The sequence below is a fragment of the Arthrobacter oryzae genome, from assembly GCF_030718995.1.
Classification (GTDB): Bacteria; Actinomycetota; Actinomycetes; order Actinomycetales; family Micrococcaceae; genus Arthrobacter; species Arthrobacter oryzae_C.
In genome coordinates, this window is sequence record NZ_CP132204.1 from 4,397,424 (window position 1) to 4,416,198 (window position 18,775).

Genomic DNA, 18,775 nt, shown 5'->3' on the forward strand with positions numbered 1-18,775 from the left:
CGTACGCAGAAGGCCGGTTCCCCAAGGGAACCGGCCTTCTGCGTACCCCGGACGGCTGTGGGCCTAGTCGCGGGTCAGGCGGCGGTGCGTGACGCGGTGCGGCTTGGCCGCATCGGGGCCGAGGCGCTCCACCTTGTTTTCCTCATACGACTCGAAGTTGCCCTCGAACCAGTACCACTTGGACGGGTTTTCCTCGTCGCCTTCATAGGCCAGGATGTGCGTGGCCACTCGGTCCAGGAACCAGCGGTCGTGCGACACCACGACGGCGCAGCCGGGGAATTCCAGCAGTGCGTTTTCGAGGCTGCTGAGCGTCTCGACGTCCAGGTCGTTGGTGGGTTCGTCAAGGAGCAGCAGGTTGCCGCCCTGCTTGAGGGTCAGCGCCAGGTTCAGGCGGTTGCGCTCACCACCGGAGAGCACACCTGCCTTCTTCTGCTGGTCCGGGCCTTTGAATCCGAACGCCGCGACGTAGGCACGTGACGGCATTTCAACGTGGCCGACCTGGATGTAGTCGAGGCCGTCCGAGACAACCTCCCAGAGGGACTTGTTGGGATCGATCCCCCCGCGGCTCTGGTCAGCGTAGGAGATCTTGACGGAGTCACCGATCTTCAGGTCGCCGCCGTCAAGGGGTTCCAGGCCCACGATCGTCTTGAAGAGCGTGGTCTTGCCAACGCCGTTGGGGCCGATGACGCCGACGATGCCGTTGCGGGGAAGCGTGAAGGAGAGGCCGTCGATGAGGGTGCGGTCCTCGAAGCCCTTCTGCAGGTTCTTGGCTTCGAGCACCAGGCCGCCGAGCCGGGGTCCCGGAGGAATCTGGATCTCTTCGAAGTCGAGCTTCCGGGTGCGGTCCGCCTCTGCAGCCATTTCCTCGTAGCGCGCAAGGCGGGCCTTGGACTTTGTCTGGCGGCCCTTGGCGTTGGAGCGGACCCACTCGAGTTCTTCAGTGAGTCGCTTGGCCTGCTTGGCGTCCTTCTTGCCCTGGATTTCAAGGCGGGCGCGCTTCTTTTCCAGGTACGTGGAGTAGTTGCCCTCGTACGGGTAGAGGTGGCCGCGGTCCACTTCCGCGATCCATTCGGCCACGTGGTCCAGGAAGTACCGGTCGTGGGTGACGGCCAGGACCGCACCCGCGTAGCTGGAGAGGTGCTGTTCCAGCCAGAGAACGCTCTCGGCATCGAGGTGGTTGGTGGGCTCGTCGAGGAGCAGCAGGTCCGGCTTCTGCAGCAGCAGCTTGCACAACGCGACACGGCGGCGCTCACCACCGGAAAGGAGGGTCACGTCGGCATCGGCAGGCGGGCAGCGAAGGGCATCCATGGCCTGCTCGAGCTGGGAGTCGAGGTCCCAGGCGTCGGCGGCGTCGATGGCTTCCTGGAGGTGGCCCATTTCCTCCAGCAGGGTGTCGTAGTCAGCATCAGGGCTGGCCATTTCCTCGGAGATCTCGTTGAAGCGCTGGATCTTCCCGTAGATCTCGCCGACGCCCTCCTGGACGTTGCCCAGGACCGTCTTCTCCTCGTTCAGCGGCGGCTCCTGGAGAAGGATGCCTACCGTGTAGCCCGGGCTGAGCCGCGCTTCACCGTTGGAGGGAGTGTCCAGGCCGGCCATGATCTTGAGGATGGTGGACTTACCGGCACCGTTGGGGCCAACAACACCAATCTTGGCCCCCGGAAAGAAGGACATGCTTACGTCGTCGAGAATAAGTTTTTCGCCAACAGCCTTACGGGCCTTGGTCATTGTGTAGATAAATTCCGCCATGGTTCCAAATCTAGTGGGTCGGCGGGCTTAACTCACATTCGCGGCCGGCATTGGACGAGGGTCCGGCCCAGGGTCAGCCTCCGACGAAACATTTCCCGGTTGCCAGCACCGGAAGGACTGTGACCACCACAGCTCCTTCGCGGATCTGGCCGATCACGCAATCCCCACCCTGCAGGGCCGCCGCCTCAATGGCGTCGACCGCCAGGCCGGTTGGCGTGCTGCCGGCCGACACCTGCAGTGAACCGGCGGGTATACCCGCTCCCGTCAGCGCCGCGGCCACCTGCTCCTGACCAGGTTTGGGGTTGGCTGCGGCGACTCCGCGGAGGGCGTTGCCGACTGTTTCAGTGAGGCGGGCGGTCGCGGCGTCAACCTCCGGCTGCCCCGCAGCCGCCGACGCGGAAGAGGAGCCGGCCGGTGCAGCCGGTTGTTCGGCCCGCGAGGAGCCTGCCGGGGACCCGGCCTGCGTTCCGGTGCAGCCCGCGAGGCCGGCTGCGATGACAAACGCCCCCATGAGCAGGGCACAGGCGCTGCGTACGCGCCGCCCGGTTCCGGACCGTGGCGTGCCGTACCGGCGACCGTACTGTTGCTGGGATGTCTCTGCGCGGATCACTGTGCCATTCTGCCATGCGGCACCGCAGGGGTACGGTGCCGCAGGCGGCGTCGGCGGTGTATTCAGGCGGCGGCTCCGGTGAGTTCGCCGGTCGCCGGATCGAGCTGCAGGACGCCGCCGTTTTCGTCGTCAACGAATATGCCTTCAGCTGCCGGGTCGTCGCTTTCGTCTTGCTCGCGGCCGTCTCCGGCGTCATCCGGTTCTTCAGTACCCTGCCCGATGCCGTCCTGCGTCCCGGATACGGAGCCTTGCTGGCCCTGCCCCATACCGGGCTGGGCGGAGTTTCCGGCCGTGCGGATGAAGTTGGCGGAGCCCCACATAAGGTCATGGCCCACTGACTCGGCGTTGATCTCGGCAACATGGTGGATCCGGCCGTCTTTTTCCCAGCTCCGCATCTTGAGCCGGCCCACGATGATGACGCGCTGGCCTTTCTTGATGCTGCAGCCCATATTGCCAGCCAGCTGTCGGTAGCCCTGCACGGTGAACCAATTCGTGTTGCCGTCCACCCACGTGCCGGACGCGCGGTCATAACGCCGGTCTGTCGAGCCGAGCCGAAACGATGCGGTGGGCACTCCCCGGGGTGTGGTGGAACTTTTGATCTCCGTGGCAACGAAGCCCCGGACAGTGATGGTGTCAGTCATCTTGGTTTCCTGTCTCGAAAATGATGGTGCCCTAGCAGGCATCTTCAGCTTCACGCCGCCAGGGCCAGGGAGCGAGGGGCGGCCTTTGTTATGTGCAAAACTCCCGCTGAAGTCCGGATGTGGGGGACGAGTCAAAACGCCCGTAAACAGGCTGACTGGCCGAGGGCGCGCGGCACTGTAAACTTTTCTAGGCGCCGCCGGAATGGCCCGGACGCGCCCACGTGCCCCAGTAGCTCAGGGGATAGAGCAGCGGCCTTCTAATCCGCCGGTCGGGGGTTCGATTCCCTCCTGGGGCACAACACGAAGCGGCTCCCGCCTGCGCCAAGCAGAGGGGGCCGCTTTGTTTGTCCTGGACGTGACATGCCGAAATGCGGGACAACAGCCTTCTGCGGGCTAATTACGCTAAGCATGCTTATGATTCAGGGGCGGCGCTGACTCATTTGAAGTGGCGTCGGCGCCGCGCCTTCCGCCACCGGCGGATCACCTCGGAGAGGATGGACCCATGACTCAGCAATCACCGGACAACGAGCCGCGCGAGACAGCCGCACCATCACCCCAGTCTGAGCTGGCACAGCCGGTCCCGGCCCAGCCTGAGCCGGCACAGCCCGGCCCGGCCCGGCCAACGCCGGCACAGCCAACGCCATCAACTCCGCCAGCAGCGTCGCCCCTGCCCGAGGACCGCCACGTCACCAGGGCAGGCATGGTCTGGGCCGCCGTAGCCACCGCTTTGGCGGTGATGGTGCTCCTGATCATCTTCATCCTGCAGAACCAGGATTATGTGCAGGTCCGGTACTTCGGACTCGAGGGCGCGGTGCCGCTGGGCATCGCGCTGTTCATCGCGGCTGTCGGCGGCGGGGTGCTCGTGGCTGTCGCCGGGGCCGCACGAATCATCCAACTGCGGGCCGCGGCCCACCGCCGCCGCGTCCTTGCGCAGCGGGTCCGCTAAGCACGCCGAAGCGCACGCCGCTTCACCGGTGGTCCGTCTCGCCCCTATGTCCTTCGGGGGTGTCGTCCATCCCGGCTATATCGGGTTCGATCGTAGCGGCCAGGTCGCCGGCGACGGTGTCCCGTCCCGCCTCGTCCACCGGCCGGGTCGTTCCGTCGTCCCCGCGCGCGGTGCCGTCTTCGTCTGGAATCTCGGTCATGTGCCCAAGCTAGCCCCGAACGTCCCGCGTGTCGACGCCCCGCACGGCGGCGCCCACGTCCAAGCCGCCTCAGGCCGAATCGTCAGCGCTCCAACAGCTCCTTAAGGTTCCCCAGCACCATCTCCCAGAGCTTGGCGGATTCCTCTGCCTCTGATTCGCTCTTGTTGTTCCCCTGCGTGATGATGACGCGCGTGCCGTCAGGGCTTTCGTCCAGCCGGTACTCCACGGTGTGGTAGTTTTCGGGCTCATCCGGCAGCCCCGTCAGCGGGCTGTAGTGGGTGATGCGCAGGAGTTCTTCGTGCCGGTTTTCGAGCACGACTCCCTTGTCCTGATAGCTTTTGCCCTTCCACTCCCCGGCAAAGGTCACGGGTTCACCTACCTGCCAGGTGGTAGTCAGTTGAGTGCCGAGGAAATATTGCCTGACGATATCCGGATCGGTCAACGCCTGCCATACCCGGCTCCGCGGGGCGTCCACGAGCACCGACGCCCGGGCGTCCTTGATCGGATCTTCCATGTGAGTGCCTCCCTTGGCACGACAATACGCGCGGTCAACGAAGGTGTTAAGGGCAAGAAAACGGCCCGGCACCGTCATGCGGTGCCGGGCCGTCAGCCGGAGGCAGTCAGGCGAACGGCAGGACGAGTGCCGCGTAGCGCTCCTTCATGGTGGCCAGGACGCTGTCGCCGTCAGCGTCCCAGATTTCCTGGTTGAAGATTTCCACTTCGATGTCGCCGGTGTAGCCGGCGTCCCGGACCCACGTGCCGATGGTCGCGAAGTCGATGACGCCGTCGCCCATCATGCCCCGGGACAACAGGGCGTCGGCGGCGATGGGCAGGTTGAAGTCGCAGACCTGGTAGGACGCGAGGCGGCCCTCCCGCCCTGCCCGTTCGATCTGCGCCTTCAGGTCCGGGTCCCACCAGACGTGGAACGTGTCGACGGCGACGCCGACGGCTTTGGCGTCGTACGGCGCCGCCAGGTCCAGGGCCTGGCCCAGGGTGGAGATCAGGGCGCGGTCGGCGGCGTACATCGGGTGCAGTGGTTCAAGGACCAGCCGCACGCCGTTCTCGACGGCGAACGGAACCAGGTCCGCGAGGCGGTCGGCAACGCGCCGGCGGGCGGCCACCACGTCCTTCTCCCCCGGGGCAAGGCCACCGACCACAAGGAAGAGCTCCCGGGTATCCAACGCCACGGCTTCCAGGATCGCGGCACGGTTGTCGGCAAGTGCGCCCGCCTGTCCTTCGGCGTCCGGCGCTGTCAGGAAGCCGCCCCGGCACAGCGAGGAAACACGCAGGCCGGCGTCCTTGATGAGCTTCGCAGCTTTCTCCACTCCGGCTTCGTGGACGCGGTCACGCCACGGGCCAATAGCGGGGATACCGGCACGGGCGCAGCCGTCAACGGCCTCGGCCAGGGTCCATTTCTTGGTGGTGGCGCTGTTGAGGGACAGCCTTGAGAAGTCGTTGCTCATACTCCCACTCCGTTGATGCGCAGGTAGTCCGACATCCGGAACGCGGCAAGGGCAGGGTCCTTGAGCAGGCCTGCCTGGTCAGCCAGTTCGAAGGTCTTCGCAAGGTGCACGACGGAGCGGCCCGAGTGCAGTCCGCCCACCATCTGGAACCCCGGCTGCTTGCCGTTGAGCCAGGACATGAACGCGATGCCGGCCTTGTAGTAGAACGTGGGTGCGCTGAAGATGTGCTTGCCCAGTTCCCGGGTGGAGTCCAGGATGGCGCGGGCCCTGACGGCGTCGCCGGCGTCGTAGCTTTGCAGCGCGGCCGATGCTGCCGGGTAGATGGCGGCGAAGATGCCCAGCAGGGCATCCGAGTGGCGGGTGCCGTCGCCGTCGATCAGTTCCGGATAGTTGAAGTCGTCGCCGGTGTACAGGCGGACACCCTCGGGGAGGGACGCACGGAGCGCCACCTCGTGGCTGGCGTCAAGGAGCGAAACCTTGACCCCGTCCACCTTGTCCGCATGCTCGCGGATCAGGGACAGGAAGGTGTCTGTGGCTGTGGAGACGTCGTCCGAGCCCCAGTAGCCGGCCAGGGCCGGATCGAACATGGTGCCCAGCCAGTGCAGGATCACCGGCTGGTCCGCTTCCTGCAGGAGGGTGGAGTACACATGCAGGTAGTCGTCCGGACCGCTCGCCGCCTTCGCCAGTGCCCGTGAGGCCATGAGGATGACTTTGGGTCCGGCCTCGGAGACGACGGCGACCTGCTCGCGGTAGGCGTCCAGGACAGCCTGGATTCCGGCAGCACCTGTCGGCAGGGCGGCCAGGTCCAGCTGGTCGGTGCCGGCGCCGCAGGACACCAGGTCGCGGACTGACTTGCCGGCCGTGGCCGGGCCACCCGCTTCGACAACGGATGCGGCCTCGACGCCGGTGCGCTTGATCAGTTGCTGGGTGGCCGCCCAGTCCAGGCCCATGCCGCGCTGGGCTGTGTCCATGGCGTCAGCCACCCCGAGGCCGTAGGACCAGAGTTCGTGCCGGTAGGCCATGGTGGCGTCCCAGTCGAGGCGGGCCGGGGCTCCCGGAGTGTTGTCCGCGGTGACTTCGGGGATGACATGGGCTGCGGCGTAGGCGTGCCGCGAGGTGATGGGTGCCACGGGCTTGGACCAGGCGGGTGCCGGCTGCAGCCGGTATTCGCGGGTTCCGCCGTCGCCGGTGGGAAGGATCAGTGATGTCATCAGAGCGTGATCTCCGGGATGTCGATGGTGCGGCGCTGGTCGTTGGACTGCAGGCCGAGCTCGGCGAGCTGGACGCCGCGGGCTGCGGAGAGCAGGCCAAAGCGGTGCTCGCGGCCGGCGACGACGTCGCGCAGGAATTCTTCCCACTGCAGCTTGAAGCCGTTGTCCAGTTCGGCGTTGGCGGGGACTTCCTGCCACTGGCTGCGGAAGGACTCAGTGACGGGCAGGTCCGGGTTCCAGACGGGCTTGGGCGTGTGGGCGCGCTGCTGCGCGACACACTTGTTCAGGCCCGCGACGGCTGAGCCGTGGGTGCCGTCGATCTGGAATTCCACCAGCTCGTCGCGGTAGACGCGGACGGCCCAGGACGAGTTGATCTGGCCGACGACCTGGTCGCCGCCCGGGGTTTCCAGTTCGAAGATGCCGTAGGAGGCGTCGTCGGCCGTGGCCTTGTATTCCTTGCCGGCCTCGTCCCAGCGGGCCGGGATGTGGGTGGCGGTCTTGGCGTTGACGCTCTTGACCTTGCCGATGATGCCTTCGAGGACATAGTTCCAGTGGCAGAACATGTCCGTGGTCATGCCGCCGCCGTCTTCCTTGCGGTAGTTCCAGGACGGACGCTGGGCCGCCTGGACGTCGCCTTCGAAGACCCAGTAGCCGAACTCGCCGCGGATGGACAGGATGCGGCCGAAAAAGCCTTCATCGACGAGGCGGCGCAGCTTGACCAGGCCGGGCAGGTACAGCTTGTCGTGCACCACACCGGCGGTGACGCCGGCCTCCTTCCCGATCCGGGCGAGTTCGATGGCCTCTTCGAGCGTTTCGGCAGTGGGCTTCTCGGTGAAGATGTGCTTGCCGGCGAGCATGGCCTTCTTCAGGGTGGCCGCGCGCAGGCTGGTCATGGACGCATCGAAGACGACGTCGACGGTGGGGTCGTTGATCACGGCGTCCAGGTCGGTGCTCCACTCGGAGACCTTGTGCAGCTCGGCAAGCTCCCGGATCTTGGCTTCGTTGCGTCCAACCAGGATGGGTTCGACCTGTACCCTGGTGCCGTCCTCGAGGGTGAAGCCGCCGGCGTCGCGGATGGGGAGGATGGAGCGCAGCAGGTGCTGGCGGTAGCCCATCCGGCCGGTGATGCCGTTCATGGCGATACGGATCGTCTTTGTTTCGAAGCCCATGTGTCCTCCACAGTTTTGTTAACTCAATCGAGATTGCTGGGAAAGCGCATTCCCACTGCATTTATGATGCATCGTCAGGGCCTGCATGGCAAGCGCTTTCCCGAAAGTCTCACCAACTGCCATAATGACCATGACGCGCACGTTTGCTGAACAGGAGAAATCGGTGGCTGCAAGTACCCTCACCGAGGTGGCACGACTGGCCGGAGTCTCACCGGCCACTGCATCACGGGTCCTCAACGGTTCTGCCCGTAAACCGGGCCCGGGAGTTTCCGAGCGGGTGCGGCAGGCAGCCGAAACCCTCGGCTACATTCCCAACGCCCAGGCACAGGCACTCGCGAAGTCCAGCTCGGGGCTGGTGGGCCTGATCGTGCACGACATCGCGGATCCCTATTTCTCGGCCATAGCCCGCGGTGTGCAGGAAGTGGCGCGTGAACAGCACAAGATGGTGCTGCTGGCCACCACGGCCGGGACCCCGGCCGATGAGAAGGAAGCGGTGGCCGCCTTTGCGGCCAGGCGCGCCGACGCCATTGTGATTGCCGGCTCGAGGTCATCCCGGCCTGAGGATGAGCAAGGCAATGCTGAACTTGCCGCCGAACTGGACCGCTATTGCCGCAACGGCGGCCACGTGGGTGTGGTGGGGCAGGCAATCGTCGGCGCAGCGGCCCTGGACGGATACCACCTCGTGGAAGTGCCGAACGAGCAGCTGGCTGCGGAACTTGCCGTGAAGCTGGCGGCCAGCCACTCGGGTGACTTCGTGATCATAGGCGGCCCCGAAGGGCTCATCACCTCCGATGACCGGATCCGCGGCTTCCAGTCCGGCCTGGCCGCGGCCGGCCGCCCGGCAGCCGAGGTCCTCCGCGCCTCCTTCAACCGTGCCGGCGGCTATGAGGCCGGGCTTGTGCTGGCGGACCGCATGAGGGACGCCCGGAATGCCGAACCGGCGAACGAAGGCGCGAAACCGGCACTGTGCATCTTCGCCGCCAACGACGTCATGGCAATCGGCGCCACCGCGGCGCTCCGTTCCCTGGGATTCCGGGTTCCCCGCCACGCCCTGGTGGCCGGCTTCGACGACATCGAAACCCTCAGGGACTTCCGCCCCGGACTCTCAACGGTCCGCCTTCCGCTCGAAGAGATCGGCCGCCTGGCCACCCTGAGCACCGTGGGCCCCGACGTTCACGGCGGACTGGACATGGACCGCGACGGCGGCACAGCCGTCACGGGTCAGGTGACGCTCCGGCGGAGTACAGATTGGACTCCCTGACCGCACTGGCCATGGAGCCGGCAGGCCTCAGCGCCGTCCCCGCAAACGTCCCTGCGGGCCGGGAGTCCCCGGCCATCCTGGTCCTTCCCGGCGGCGGCTACCAACGCCACGCGGACCACGAGGCCGAGCCGGTGGCCGGGTGGCTTTCGTCGCTGGGCATCCATGCCTTCGTGCTGCGCTACCGGGTGGCTCCGCACCGCCATCCCGCGCCGCTGGCGGACGCGAAGGCCGCCCTGGCCTGGATCCGGAGCGGCGGGCACGGACTGGCAGTGGACGGCTCACGTGTCGGGGTCCTCGGATTCTCCGCAGGCGGTCACCTGGCTGCCACGCTGGCCGCAGGCATCCCCACCGGCGACGACGCACTGGACGTGCCGGATTCCCGTCCGGACCTCGCCATCCTGTGCTATCCCGTGGTGTCCTTCGAAACGTCCGTCCACCAGGGCAGCATCGATAACCTGCTCGGCGCCTCGCCGTCCAGGGAACTCCTGGCCGGGCTCTCCGCCGAGCTGACCGTGACCGGCCGGACTCCCCCGGCCTTCATCTGGCACACCTTTGACGACGGTGCCGTTGATGTCCAACACAGCCTGCGCTATGCCTTGGCGCTGCGCCAGGCGGCCGTGCCGGCCGAACTGCATGTGTTTCCGGAGGGCCGGCACGGGCTGGGCCTCGCTTCCGGAGTCGCCGGCGTGGAGCGGTGGACTGAACTGTGCGCCACGTGGCTTGACGGACACGGGTGGCGCGAGTGAACACGCCGCCCTTGACCACAGCACCGGCGGCCTGGCCCGACGTCGAGCGCCTCTTTGGAGTGCGCGGTGAACCGTCCCGTTGCTGGTGCCGTTTCTTCGCCCTGACCGGGGCCGCATGGAATGCCTCAACCCCCGCGGACCGTAAGGGCCAGTTGCGCGCAAGGTTCGACGCCGGCGGCCCGGCACCGGGGGTCCTCGCCTTCCGCGGCGGAGTGCCCGTGGGCTGGTGTGCCGTGGAGCCGCGCGACTGCTATCCGCGGATTCTGCGTTCGCAGGTCCTGAAGGCGGCCGGCCCGGCGGTGCACGGCGGGGCCGGGGACGGCACCGAGGGACCGGTCTGGTCGGTGACCTGCTTCGTTGTGGCCCCGGGCCACCGCCGCAGCGGCGTGGCCGGAGCGCTCCTTCGCGCCGCCGTCGGCCATGCCGTGGCCCATGGTGCCGGCATCGTGGAGGGCTACCCCGTGGATCCCGGGGTTCGGCCGAAAGCCGGTCCGTCGGACCTGTACCACGGAACGTTGAAGCTGTTCCTGGACGCAGGCTTCGAGCAGGCCAGTGATGCGGTGCCCGGCCGGGCGGTGGTCCGGCTCTTCGTTCGGCGCTAGCTACCGGACGGGCCCTGGCCTGCCGGTGTCAGGCTGTGCGGGGCGGCGAGGACGGATCGCAGGGCAGTGCCTGCTGCGCCGAGGAGGGCAGCCGACTGGCCGAGTTCCGAGACCGCCACCCTCGAGGGGCTGACGACACCGGGTGCATAATCAGCCAGGCTCCGCAGCACAGCCGGCGCAATCCACGGCCCCATCCGGGTGAAATGCCCGCCCAGCACCACGGCGGAGAGGTTCATCAGCCGGGCCGTGGAGGCTGCGGCGATGCCCAGGTAGTGCCCGGCGCGCTCAACGGCTGACGTTGCCGCCGCATCTCCGGCGACAAGCCGTTCAGCCAGGTCCGTGAGCCGGACCGATGCTGCCCCCGGGGCAATGCCGGCCTCGGAGAAGATGGCCTCCTGGCCCGCGAACGTTTCCAGGCAGCCGCGGCCGCCGCACGAGCAGTCCGGACCCGAAGGTTCCACGACCACGTGGCCCACCTCGCCCGCCTGTCCGCGGGGTCCGGAGAAGAGCCTGGATCCGATGACCAGCCCGCCGCCGACGCCCACCTCGCCGGAGACAAACAGGTAGTCCCGGAAATCCTGCCCGTGACCGTACCAGAGCTCGCCCAGGGCAGCGCAGTTTGCCTCGTTGTGCAGCACAGTGCCCAACGGCGCAGCGGGCAGCAACCCGTCGAGCTCCAGGGTGACGTCCTGCCAGTGGAGGTTGGGGGCGCTGGAAACGGTGCCGGTTGCCGTGTCCACCAGGCCGGGGACGGCCAATACGCCGCCGAGGATCTCGATTCCTGCCAAGGACGCCTCCGCAGCGACGTCGCTGACGAGTCCGGCCAGGAGGGCCATCACGGATCCAGGCGGCTGGCCGCGGTTGCCGCATTCCAGGGTCCGGTGGGCGCGCAGCGTTCCGCCGAGGTCAAGCACGCCGGCCGAGATGTAATCCACGTTGATCTCCATGCCCACCACGCCGCGGCGGGTGCTGAGCTCGAGGCCCACCCCCGGGCGTCCGCGTTCACCATCCCTCGTGGCGCCCGATTCCGTGACCAGCCCGGAGTCCGCCAGTTCCGCCACCAGGCTGGACACGGACGCCTTGGTCAAGCCTGTGAGGGAGGCAAGGTCGGCGCGCGTCGGATAGCGCCGCGGATCCGTCCTTGCCTGCGCGAGGGCAGCAAGGACCCGGACCAGGTTGCCACGCCGGACGTCCTCCACACGGCCCGGCGCCGGAAGCGTCCCGCGGCCGTCGTGATTTTTTTCCAGTGACATTTCCGCCGCCCTCATCATTGACCCAAGTCAATCATGATGCATATAGTTCAGATTGAAAACTAATTCAGCTCCCGGGCCTCGAACTCCGGACGCCAGCTGGCACCCACCTCTGAACCAAGGACGCTTCATGACTCTTCAGCCCACCCCTGCAGACCGCTTCACCTTCGGCCTTTGGACCGTCGGCTGGACCGGCGCCGATCCGTTCGGAGTCGCCACCCGCCCCGCGTTGGACCCTGTCGAGGCCGTCCACAAACTCAGCGAAATCGGCGCCTACGGCATCACCTTCCACGACAACGACCTGGTCCCGTTCGACGCCACGTCCTCGGAGCGGGAACTGATCCTGAAGAACTTCAAGGCGGCCCTGACCGAGACCGGCCTCAAAACCCCCATGGTGACGACCAACCTGTTCAGCCACCCGGTCTTCAAGGACGGCGGCTTCACCTCCAACGACCGCTCCGTCCGCCGCTTCGCACTCAGCAAGGTGCTGCAGAACATTGACCTGGCAGCCGAGCTGGGCGCAGAGACGTTCGTAATGTGGGGCGGGCGCGAGGGCAGCGAGTACGACGGGTCCAAGGACCTCTCGGCTGCCCTGGACCGGATGAAGGAGGGCGTGGATACGGCCGCGGCCTACATCAAGGACAAAGGCTACGGCCTGCGGATCGCCTTGGAACCGAAGCCCAACGAGCCCCGCGGCGACATCTTCCTGCCCACGGTCGGTCACGGGCTGGCCTTCATCGCCCAGCTTGAACACGGCGACATCGTAGGCCTTAACCCGGAAACCGGGCACGAACAGATGGCCGGACTGAACTTCACCCACGGCATCGCCCAGGCGCTGTGGGCCGGAAAGCTGTTCCATATCGACCTCAACGGCCAGCGCGGCATCAAGTACGACCAGGACCTGGTGTTCGGCCACGGCGACCTCACCAGCGCGTTCTTCACCGTGGACCTCCTCGAAAACGGCTTCCCCAACGGCGGCCCGAAGTATGACGGCCCGCGACACTTCGACTACAAGCCCTCGCGGACCGACGGTTACGACGGCGTCTGGGAATCCGTGAAGTCGAACATGGCCATGTACCTGCTCCTAAAGGAGCGTGCCCTCGCCTTCCGCGCCGATCCGGACGTCCAGGACGCGCTGGCCACCTCAGGCGTCTTCGAACTGGGCGAGCCGACGCTGGCCGCCGGTGAGAGCGCCGCGGACCTGCTCGCTGACACGTCCGCTTTCGCGGAGTTCGACGCCGATGCAGCCGCCCGGCGGTCGTTCGCCTTCGTCCGCCTCAACCAGCTGGCCATCGAGCACCTGCTCGGCGCGCGCTAGGCTTCCATCCATGCCGTTGGTCGCAGGAATCGACAGTTCCACGCAGTCATGCAAAGTGGTGATCCGGGATGCGCACACCGGCGCCCTCATCCGCCAGGGCCGCGCCGCCCACCCCGGCGGCAGCGAGATCCACCCCGACCGCTGGTGGACCGCCCTCCAGGATGCCATCGCCCAGGCTGGCGGCCTGGGCGATGTGGCCGCCGTCTCCGTGGGCGGCCAGCAGCACGGCATGGTGTGCCTGGACACCTCCGGCGCGGTGGTGCGCCCGGCCCTGCTCTGGAACGATACGCGCTCCGCGGAGGACGCGGAACAGCTGATCACCGAGGCCGGTGACGGCGACGCCGGGACAGGATCTGCCTACTGGGCTGATGCAACGGGCACCGTTCCGGTGGCATCCCTGACCATCACCAAGCTCCGCTGGCTGGCACGCACAGAACCGGACAATGCACGCCGCGTTGCGGCCGTGTGCCTGCCGCACGACTGGCTCAGCTGGCGGCTCGCGGGCCACGGCCCGGGAACCGGTCCGTCGTCGCTGGAGTTCCTCCGGACGGACAGGTCAGATGCCTCCGGAACCGGGTACTTCTCCACGGCAACGGGGACCTACCTCCCTGAGGTCCTCGAAAAGGTGCTGGGCCACGTACCGGTGCTTCCCGCCGTCGCCGGTTCCCTGGAGGCGGCAGGAAAAATGCCGGCCGGAGCAATCATCGGCCCCGGCGCCGGTGACAATGCGGCTGCTGCGCTTGGCGTCGACGCCCGTCCCGGCGATGTTGTGGTGTCGCTGGGGACTTCAGGAACGGTCTTCGCAGTCTCGGAGACCCCTGCCGCCGATGCCACCGGACTCGTTGCCGGTTTCGCGGACGCCACCGGGAACTTCCTCCCGCTGGCCTGCACGCTGAACGCCACCCGGATCTTTGATTCCACTGCTGAGCTGCTCGGCGTCACGCTGGCGGGACTTACTGAACTGGCCCTTGCCGCCCCGGCCGGATCCGGCGGGCTCACGCTCGTCCCGTATTTCGAGGGTGAGCGCACGCCCAACCTTCCGCTGGCCACCGGCTCCCTCCACGGGGCCACACTGGCCAGCTATACCCGACCCAACCTGGCCCGGGCCGCCATCGAAGGAGTGGTCTGTTCCCTCGCGGACGGCCTCGCCGCCCTCCAGGCCCAGGGCGTGACTGCAGGCCGGATCATCCTCGTGGGCGGCGGGGCGCAGTCGGATGCCGTGCAGCAGGTTGCCGCGTCCGTTTTCGGCCTGCCCGTGGTGGTGCCCGCGCCCGGGGAATACGTGGCCGACGGCGCCGCCCGCCAGGCGGCGGCCGTCCTCACGGGACGGTGGCCGGAGTGGGAACTGGCCGGCACCGAAGTAACAGCGGCCGACGGCGGCGCACCGGCAGTCCTCGAACAGTACCGGCGGTACGCCAGCCCCTACCTCAACGGCTGACGCCTGCAGCTCACCGGCTGATCGCGCGGATGGTCCAGCGGGCCTCGTGGGACTCCCCCGGAGCCAGCCGCACCACGTCCGTTCCGCTGTTGAAGGCATCAGGCGGGCACGTCATGGGTTCAACCGCCAGGCCCAGCCGGGACGGTCCGGCAGGCTTGTCGGCAGTATGGATCTGCAGCCAGGGCAGCACCGTGTCCCATTCCAGTTCCACTCCGGTGCCGGAGGGATCGTGGATCCGCACGGCAGCCAGGCCGTTTGCGTTGGCAACCAGTCCCGTAAAGGCGTGGTCGATTTCCATGGCCCCGAGGACTTTCCCCGCCCGAAAGTCAAGAACGTGGCCCTGCACAGGGGCGATTCCTTGCGGGAGCAGCCGGTCCTCCGAGACCTCCATGAACTCGGCGGCCGGGATCTGCACCGTCCATTCGTCGAGCGGGGCGGGCCCGGCCACCAGGTACGGGTGCGGGCACATGCCGTACGGCGCCGCGTCCACACCGACGTTTTCCGCGCGTACCGTGCTGTCCAGCCCGTCGGCCCGCACTTCGTATTCAACGGACACGTCGAGGCGGCCGGGATACCCCGCACCGGGTTCAATGCGGGTTCCGAGGCGCACGGAGGAGGCGGTGTGCTCCTGCAGCTCCCATTCCGTTCCGAACACGAGGCCGTGCAGGGCAGCTCCCCGTTCCTGCTCGTTTTCCACTGCCTGGAACTCCTTGCCGTCGAAGCTGTACCGGCCGTCGGCCAGCCGGTTCGGCCAGGGCGCGCAGATGACACCGCGGTAGTCGGGAATCCTGCCGGCTTCGCCGAAGCTGACCACCAGGTCGCGGCCGTCATGTTGCAGTTCGCGCAGCGCTCCCCCACGGGCGGTGGCGATGGCTGTGTAGGGGCCGAAACTGATCTGATGCTCGGTGCGGGTCATGAGGGTCCAATACTGCCGAAAATTGCTCGATGTTAGCGCTCACTATCCTAATACACGGCCCGCCTTTACCCGCTAGCCCTGGCGAGTGCGTCAGCGTGCCGCAGGCCGCGACCGCCGGGCGGGACGCCAGTAGAGTGGCCACCATGGCCAACCAGGAACTTATTGCCGGGATCCGCAGCCGGCTGACGGCGGCTGCGGACCCGGTCCGGGCCGCCGGAAGCCAGGCCTATCTCAAATCGGACATGCCAACGCTGGGGGTCAGGGTGCCCGAAGTCCGGAGAATCACCGCCGGCGCCGCCGCCCAGTGGCCGTGCGGCTCATTCGAGGAACTGCATGGAACCATCCTGGACCTCTGGCGTTCTGCTTCGTTCCGGGAAGAGCGCTACGCCGCCATTGATCTGGCCCGTTCCCGGCTGGCCAGGGGCAGGCTGGAGATGCTTCCGGTGTACGAGGAAATCATCCGGACCGGAGCCTGGTGGGATCTGGTGGACGGAGTGGCGCACCGGATCTGTGACCTGCTCCAGGCCCACCGTCCGGAGGTTGAGCGGCTGCTCCGCACTTGGAGCGAAGACCCCGACATGTGGATCCGCAGAGCTGCCATCACGGCCCAGCTCGGGGCAAAGCGCGCCACCGATCCCGCGCTGCTTGCCTCAGTCATCGAGGCCAATCTGGCGGACCGGGAGTTCTTCATCCGCAAAGCCATTGGCTGGGCATTGCGCGAGTACGCAAAGACCGATCCGGAATGGGTCAGGCAATTCGCGGCCCGCCACGAAACCGGGCTCAGCCCGCTCTCGCGCCGCGAGGCCCTCAGGAACCTCCCGGTCAGATGACCGGACGGGTGGTCACCGGCTCATCCGGCTTGCTGAAGAGCTGCTTGGTTTTGGGATCCAGGAAGATCAGGTACAGCGCGAACATCAGTGCGATGATGGCCGCCGCGTTGCGCGCCAGTGCCAGGGGAAGGCCAAGGTCCTCGGTCTGCAGGTAAGGGAAGACTTCAAGCTGGTCCGAGATGGCGTAGACCATGAAGAACGACACGATGAAGTACAGGGCCTTAACCTGCCAGTCGTCCCGGATGCCGGTGACGGCGAACAACGGGATCAGCCAGACCACATACCAGGACTGGATCATGGGGGCCAGCAGGACAACTGCCGCGAACCCCAGGGTGAGCCTGCGCATCAGGCGGTCGTGGTCACCGCGGAAGATCAGCCAGGCGACAAGCCCGACGGCGAGCAGCTTGCCGGCGTCGTAAACGTATTTGGCCAGCCCCCAGCCGTCCAGCCCGAAAGCGTTGGAGATGGAGGCCACCACCAGCCCCAGCAGGCCTACCGGCGCGTACCAGATCCAGATGCTGCCGGGAGCGGACAGGCCGTTCACCCAGCCGAAGCCAAAGCCGTTGACCATGCTCATCGCGTACAGGATTGCCAGGCTGATGCCGGCCGTGAGTCCCCAGAAAACAAACTTCCGCGGCCAGCTGGCGTTCTTGCCGGCCCAGAGAAGCCCAATGAACGGCAGGAACACAATCGTGATCGGCTTGACGGAGATCGACAGCGTCACCAGGAGCAGCCCGAACAGCACGCGCCTGGTTGCGCAGTAATAAAGCCCGGCCAGGGCCAGTCCGATCATGAGGGCATCGTTGTGGACACTCGCGATGAAGTTGGTCAGGAACAGCGGGTTGGCCGCTGTCAGCCACAGCGCCCGGTGCGGATTGACCCCGTGCAGCTCCGCCAGCTTCGGGACGTACACGATGCACAGGACCACACCGACCAGGGCGGCGCCGCGGAACAGCATGATGCTGGCCTCGGGATGCACATTCGTGGACCACACCACCAGCTGTTCAATCCACAGGAACAGCTGGCCATAAGGAACGGGCGCTTCAGTCCACATCTTGTCCGCGCCGAGCTGGAAGTAGTTGGACAGCGCCGAGATGCCGTTTTCGTAGGGATTGAACCCTTCGACCATCAGGCGCCCCTGCCCGATATAGGCGTAGACGTCACGGCTGAAAAGCGGCACGGAGAACATCATGGGCAACCCCCACAAGGCAACAGCCTGCAGGGTGGCCCTGCGGGCACCCGCACCCCAGACGCGGACGCGCTGGCCGAGGCGAAGCCAGGCCCGGACCAGGAGCATGCCGCCCACAGCCAGGAGCACGATGGAGAGTGCCACGCCGATTGCTTCGGTTCGCATCCAGATGAACAGCGGCAGGCGGCGAAGCTCGGAAACAGGCGCCAGCCAGCCAACCCCCAGCGAACCAATGGCCATGAACATCGAGCCGGCGAATCCTGAGAGGAGGGGCGAAAGCGGATTGTCCACCTCCGCTGCAGCCGTCTCCGGTGACGTACCGGCAGCCATATTTCCCGCCGCAGGCACAGGCGCCGTCATCTCAGGATCGTCCAATCTGTTGTGGGGCATTTTCACCCGGTGTCGGCCGGGCAGGCCGGCGGGGGCGGGGCCGCAACGGTGCAAAGAGGGCACAGCCGCGTACTCGAAATCCTAGCATCGGACAGCTCTGAGGCAGCGGAACGGTAGGCTGGTCGGGTGCCTATAACTAACGAACGCATTGTCTGGATCGACTGCGAGATGACCGGCCTGGACCCCAAGAACGACGCCCTCATTGAGGTGGCCGCCCTGGTGACGGACTCCGAACTCAACATCCTCGGCGACGGAGTGGATGTTGTCATCCGGCCGGACGATGCCGCCCTGGCCCAGATGAACGATTTCGTCCGCGACATGCACACGCGCTCCGGGCTCCTCGAAGAACTGCCGCACGGGAAGACCATGGCAGAAGCCGAGGCAGTGATCATGGAGTACATCGCGAAGTGGGTGCCGGATCCCCGCAAGGCTCCGCTGGGAGGCAACTCCGTGGGCACGGACCGCGTGTTCCTCGTCCGGGACATGCCCGCCGTCGTGGAGCACCTTCACTACCGGGTCATTGACGTCAGCACCATCAAGGAACTGTCCCGGCGCTGGTTCGCCCGGGCCTACTTCCAGGCCCCGGCCAAGCACGGCGGGCACCGGGCACTTGGGGACATCAAGGATTCCATCGACGAGCTGCGGTACTACCGTGAGGCAATCTTCGTCCCGGCACCGGGGCCGGACAGCGCCACAGCACAGCGCATTTCCAAGTCCGTCATGGCGTCCGCAGGGCGCCCGGTGGAGTCCGCGGAAAAGTAATCTGCGCCACGTTTGGGGGAAATTTCGGCAAAACCGGCAAAAGTGGCAAAAACACCTCCGCGGAGCAGGTAAGCTATATGACGTTGCC

General features: G+C 66.8%; 19 protein-coding genes and 1 tRNA gene. 9 read left to right on the forward strand and 11 right to left on the reverse strand.

Features of this window, described 5'->3' with window-relative positions; translation table 11 throughout:
- Positions 1-63: 63 nt before the first annotated feature.
- The 3 genes from ettA to Q8Z05_RS20245 all read right to left on the reverse strand — a co-directional run bounded on the left by ettA (position 64) and on the right by Q8Z05_RS20245 (position 2,997).
- Positions 64-1,746: an energy-dependent translational throttle protein EttA gene (gene ettA / locus Q8Z05_RS20235; protein ID WP_305941317.1), complete on the reverse strand. Its 1,683-nt coding sequence runs from the start codon at positions 1,744-1,746 to the stop codon at positions 64-66.
- Positions 1,747-1,819: 73 nt separating this feature from the next.
- Positions 1,820-2,356 (reverse strand): DUF6993 domain-containing protein, encoded by a 537-nt coding sequence (locus tag Q8Z05_RS20240; RefSeq protein ID WP_305941318.1) that lies wholly within the window; start codon positions 2,354-2,356, stop codon positions 1,820-1,822.
- 62 nt (positions 2,357-2,418) lie between these two features.
- The gene (locus Q8Z05_RS20245; protein WP_305941319.1) at positions 2,419-2,997 is read right to left on the reverse strand and encodes a single-stranded DNA-binding protein; all 579 of its coding nucleotides are present in this window, start codon (positions 2,995-2,997) and stop codon (positions 2,419-2,421) included.
- Between the two features lie 223 nt (positions 2,998-3,220).
- Here Q8Z05_RS20245 and Q8Z05_RS20250 point away from each other — a divergent pair.
- Together Q8Z05_RS20250 and Q8Z05_RS20255 are read left to right on the forward strand one after the other, a co-directional pair.
- Positions 3,221-3,293: transfer RNA gene (locus Q8Z05_RS20250), tRNA-Arg, on the forward strand.
- A gap of 206 nt (positions 3,294-3,499) precedes the next feature.
- Complete coding sequence (locus tag Q8Z05_RS20255) at positions 3,500-3,943, forward strand: LapA family protein (RefSeq protein ID WP_305941320.1); 444 nt, start codon at positions 3,500-3,502, stop codon at positions 3,941-3,943.
- A 22-nt stretch (positions 3,944-3,965) separates the two neighbouring features.
- On the opposite strand, the gene Q8Z05_RS20260 is transcribed toward Q8Z05_RS20255, so the two are convergent.
- The 5 genes from Q8Z05_RS20260 to Q8Z05_RS20280 form a co-directional block, all read right to left on the reverse strand.
- Positions 3,966-4,142: a hypothetical protein gene (locus Q8Z05_RS20260; RefSeq protein WP_305941321.1), complete on the reverse strand. Its 177-nt coding sequence runs from the start codon at positions 4,140-4,142 to the stop codon at positions 3,966-3,968.
- A gap of 82 nt (positions 4,143-4,224) precedes the next feature.
- Positions 4,225-4,656, reverse strand: coding sequence for an SRPBCC family protein (locus tag Q8Z05_RS20265; RefSeq protein ID WP_305941322.1), 432 nt, complete (start codon positions 4,654-4,656; stop codon positions 4,225-4,227).
- A gap of 106 nt (positions 4,657-4,762) precedes the next feature.
- Positions 4,763-5,605 carry a sugar phosphate isomerase/epimerase family protein gene (locus Q8Z05_RS20270; RefSeq protein WP_305941323.1) on the reverse strand — a complete coding sequence of 281 codons (843 nt, stop codon included), beginning with the start codon at positions 5,603-5,605 and terminating at the stop codon, positions 4,763-4,765.
- Complete coding sequence (locus tag Q8Z05_RS20275; protein ID WP_305941324.1) at positions 5,602-6,816, reverse strand: dihydrodipicolinate synthase family protein; 1,215 nt, start codon at positions 6,814-6,816, stop codon at positions 5,602-5,604. Before Q8Z05_RS20275 ends, Q8Z05_RS20270 begins: the two co-directional genes overlap by 4 nt.
- On the reverse strand, positions 6,816-7,985 hold the full coding sequence (locus Q8Z05_RS20280; protein ID WP_305941325.1) for a Gfo/Idh/MocA family protein: 1,170 nt from the start codon (positions 7,983-7,985) through the stop codon (positions 6,816-6,818). Before Q8Z05_RS20280 ends, Q8Z05_RS20275 begins: the two co-directional genes overlap by 1 nt.
- A 163-nt stretch (positions 7,986-8,148) precedes the next feature.
- Between Q8Z05_RS20280 and Q8Z05_RS20285 the strand changes: the two genes are divergently transcribed.
- Genes Q8Z05_RS20285 through Q8Z05_RS20295 form a run of 3 tightly spaced genes read left to right on the forward strand, consistent with a single transcriptional unit; the run spans position 8,149 to position 10,594 of the window.
- Positions 8,149-9,246 (forward strand): LacI family DNA-binding transcriptional regulator, encoded by a 1,098-nt coding sequence (locus Q8Z05_RS20285; RefSeq protein ID WP_305943646.1) that lies wholly within the window; start codon positions 8,149-8,151, stop codon positions 9,244-9,246.
- Positions 9,247-9,257: 11 nt separating this feature from the next.
- Positions 9,258-9,992 (forward strand): alpha/beta hydrolase, encoded by a 735-nt coding sequence (locus tag Q8Z05_RS20290; protein WP_305943647.1) that lies wholly within the window; start codon positions 9,258-9,260, stop codon positions 9,990-9,992.
- Positions 9,993-10,003: 11 nt separating this feature from the next.
- Entirely contained in the window at positions 10,004-10,594 is a 591-nt protein-coding gene (locus Q8Z05_RS20295) for a GNAT family N-acetyltransferase (protein ID WP_305941326.1), read from the forward strand.
- Here Q8Z05_RS20295 and Q8Z05_RS20300 read toward each other — a convergent pair.
- Positions 10,591-11,847: an ROK family transcriptional regulator gene (locus Q8Z05_RS20300; protein ID WP_305941327.1), complete on the reverse strand. Its 1,257-nt coding sequence runs from the start codon at positions 11,845-11,847 to the stop codon at positions 10,591-10,593. The two genes, Q8Z05_RS20295 and Q8Z05_RS20300, sit on opposite strands and share 4 nt — an antisense overlap.
- A 127-nt stretch (positions 11,848-11,974) precedes the next feature.
- On the opposite strand from Q8Z05_RS20300, the gene xylA reads away from it, so the two are divergent.
- A complete protein-coding gene (gene xylA, locus Q8Z05_RS20305; protein WP_305941328.1) occupies positions 11,975-13,162 on the forward strand; it encodes a xylose isomerase in 1,188 nt (395 codons plus the stop codon).
- 10 nt (positions 13,163-13,172) lie between these two features.
- Positions 13,173-14,600 carry a xylulokinase gene (gene xylB, locus Q8Z05_RS20310; protein ID WP_305941329.1) on the forward strand — a complete coding sequence of 476 codons (1,428 nt, stop codon included), beginning with the start codon at positions 13,173-13,175 and terminating at the stop codon, positions 14,598-14,600.
- Between the two features lie 10 nt (positions 14,601-14,610).
- Here xylB and Q8Z05_RS20315 read toward each other — a convergent pair whose 3' ends face one another.
- The gene (locus Q8Z05_RS20315; RefSeq protein WP_305941330.1) at positions 14,611-15,516 is read right to left on the reverse strand and encodes an aldose 1-epimerase family protein; all 906 of its coding nucleotides are present in this window, start codon (positions 15,514-15,516) and stop codon (positions 14,611-14,613) included.
- 143 nt (positions 15,517-15,659) lie between these two features.
- Here Q8Z05_RS20315 and Q8Z05_RS20320 point away from each other — a divergent pair, with 143 nt between their 5' ends.
- Entirely contained in the window at positions 15,660-16,346 is a 687-nt protein-coding gene (locus Q8Z05_RS20320; RefSeq protein ID WP_305941331.1) for a DNA alkylation repair protein, read from the forward strand.
- On the opposite strand, the gene mptB is transcribed toward Q8Z05_RS20320, so the two are convergent.
- Complete coding sequence (mptB, locus tag Q8Z05_RS20325; RefSeq protein WP_305941332.1) at positions 16,339-17,895, reverse strand: polyprenol phosphomannose-dependent alpha 1,6 mannosyltransferase MptB; 1,557 nt, start codon at positions 17,893-17,895, stop codon at positions 16,339-16,341. The two genes, Q8Z05_RS20320 and mptB, sit on opposite strands and share 8 nt — an antisense overlap.
- Positions 17,896-18,093: 198 nt before the next feature.
- On the opposite strand from mptB, the gene orn reads away from it, so the two are divergent.
- On the forward strand, positions 18,094-18,687 hold the full coding sequence (gene orn / locus Q8Z05_RS20330) for an oligoribonuclease (protein ID WP_305943648.1): 594 nt from the start codon (positions 18,094-18,096) through the stop codon (positions 18,685-18,687).
- Positions 18,688-18,775 lie beyond the last annotated feature (88 nt).

Coding starts and splice junctions, on each gene's coding strand:
- ettA (WP_305941317.1), bottom strand. CDS start 1,746: ATGGCGGAATTTATCTACACAATGACCAAGGCCCGTAAGGCTGTTGGC.
- Q8Z05_RS20245 (WP_305941319.1), bottom strand. CDS start 2,997: ATGACTGACACCATCACTGTCCGGGGCTTCGTTGCCACGGAGATCAAA.
- Q8Z05_RS20255 (WP_305941320.1), top strand. CDS start 3,500: ATGACTCAGCAATCACCGGACAACGAGCCGCGCGAGACAGCCGCACCA.
- Q8Z05_RS20260 (WP_305941321.1), bottom strand. CDS start 4,142: ATGACCGAGATTCCAGACGAAGACGGCACCGCGCGCGGGGACGACGGA.
- Q8Z05_RS20265 (WP_305941322.1), bottom strand. CDS start 4,656: ATGGAAGATCCGATCAAGGACGCCCGGGCGTCGGTGCTCGTGGACGCC.
- Q8Z05_RS20270 (WP_305941323.1), bottom strand. CDS start 5,605: ATGAGCAACGACTTCTCAAGGCTGTCCCTCAACAGCGCCACCACCAAG.
- Q8Z05_RS20275 (WP_305941324.1), bottom strand. CDS start 6,816: ATGACATCACTGATCCTTCCCACCGGCGACGGCGGAACCCGCGAATAC.
- Q8Z05_RS20280 (WP_305941325.1), bottom strand. CDS start 7,985: ATGGGCTTCGAAACAAAGACGATCCGTATCGCCATGAACGGCATCACC.
- Q8Z05_RS20290 (WP_305943647.1), top strand. CDS start 9,258: ATGGAGCCGGCAGGCCTCAGCGCCGTCCCCGCAAACGTCCCTGCGGGC.
- Q8Z05_RS20300 (WP_305941327.1), bottom strand. CDS start 11,847: ATGTCACTGGAAAAAAATCACGACGGCCGCGGGACGCTTCCGGCGCCG.
- xylA (WP_305941328.1), top strand. CDS start 11,975: ATGACTCTTCAGCCCACCCCTGCAGACCGCTTCACCTTCGGCCTTTGG.
- xylB (WP_305941329.1), top strand. CDS start 13,173: ATGCCGTTGGTCGCAGGAATCGACAGTTCCACGCAGTCATGCAAAGTG.
- Q8Z05_RS20315 (WP_305941330.1), bottom strand. CDS start 15,516: ATGACCCGCACCGAGCATCAGATCAGTTTCGGCCCCTACACAGCCATC.
- Q8Z05_RS20320 (WP_305941331.1), top strand. CDS start 15,660: ATGGCCAACCAGGAACTTATTGCCGGGATCCGCAGCCGGCTGACGGCG.
- mptB (WP_305941332.1), bottom strand. CDS start 17,895: ATGACGGCGCCTGTGCCTGCGGCGGGAAATATGGCTGCCGGTACGTCA.
- orn (WP_305943648.1), top strand. CDS start 18,094: ATGACCGGCCTGGACCCCAAGAACGACGCCCTCATTGAGGTGGCCGCC.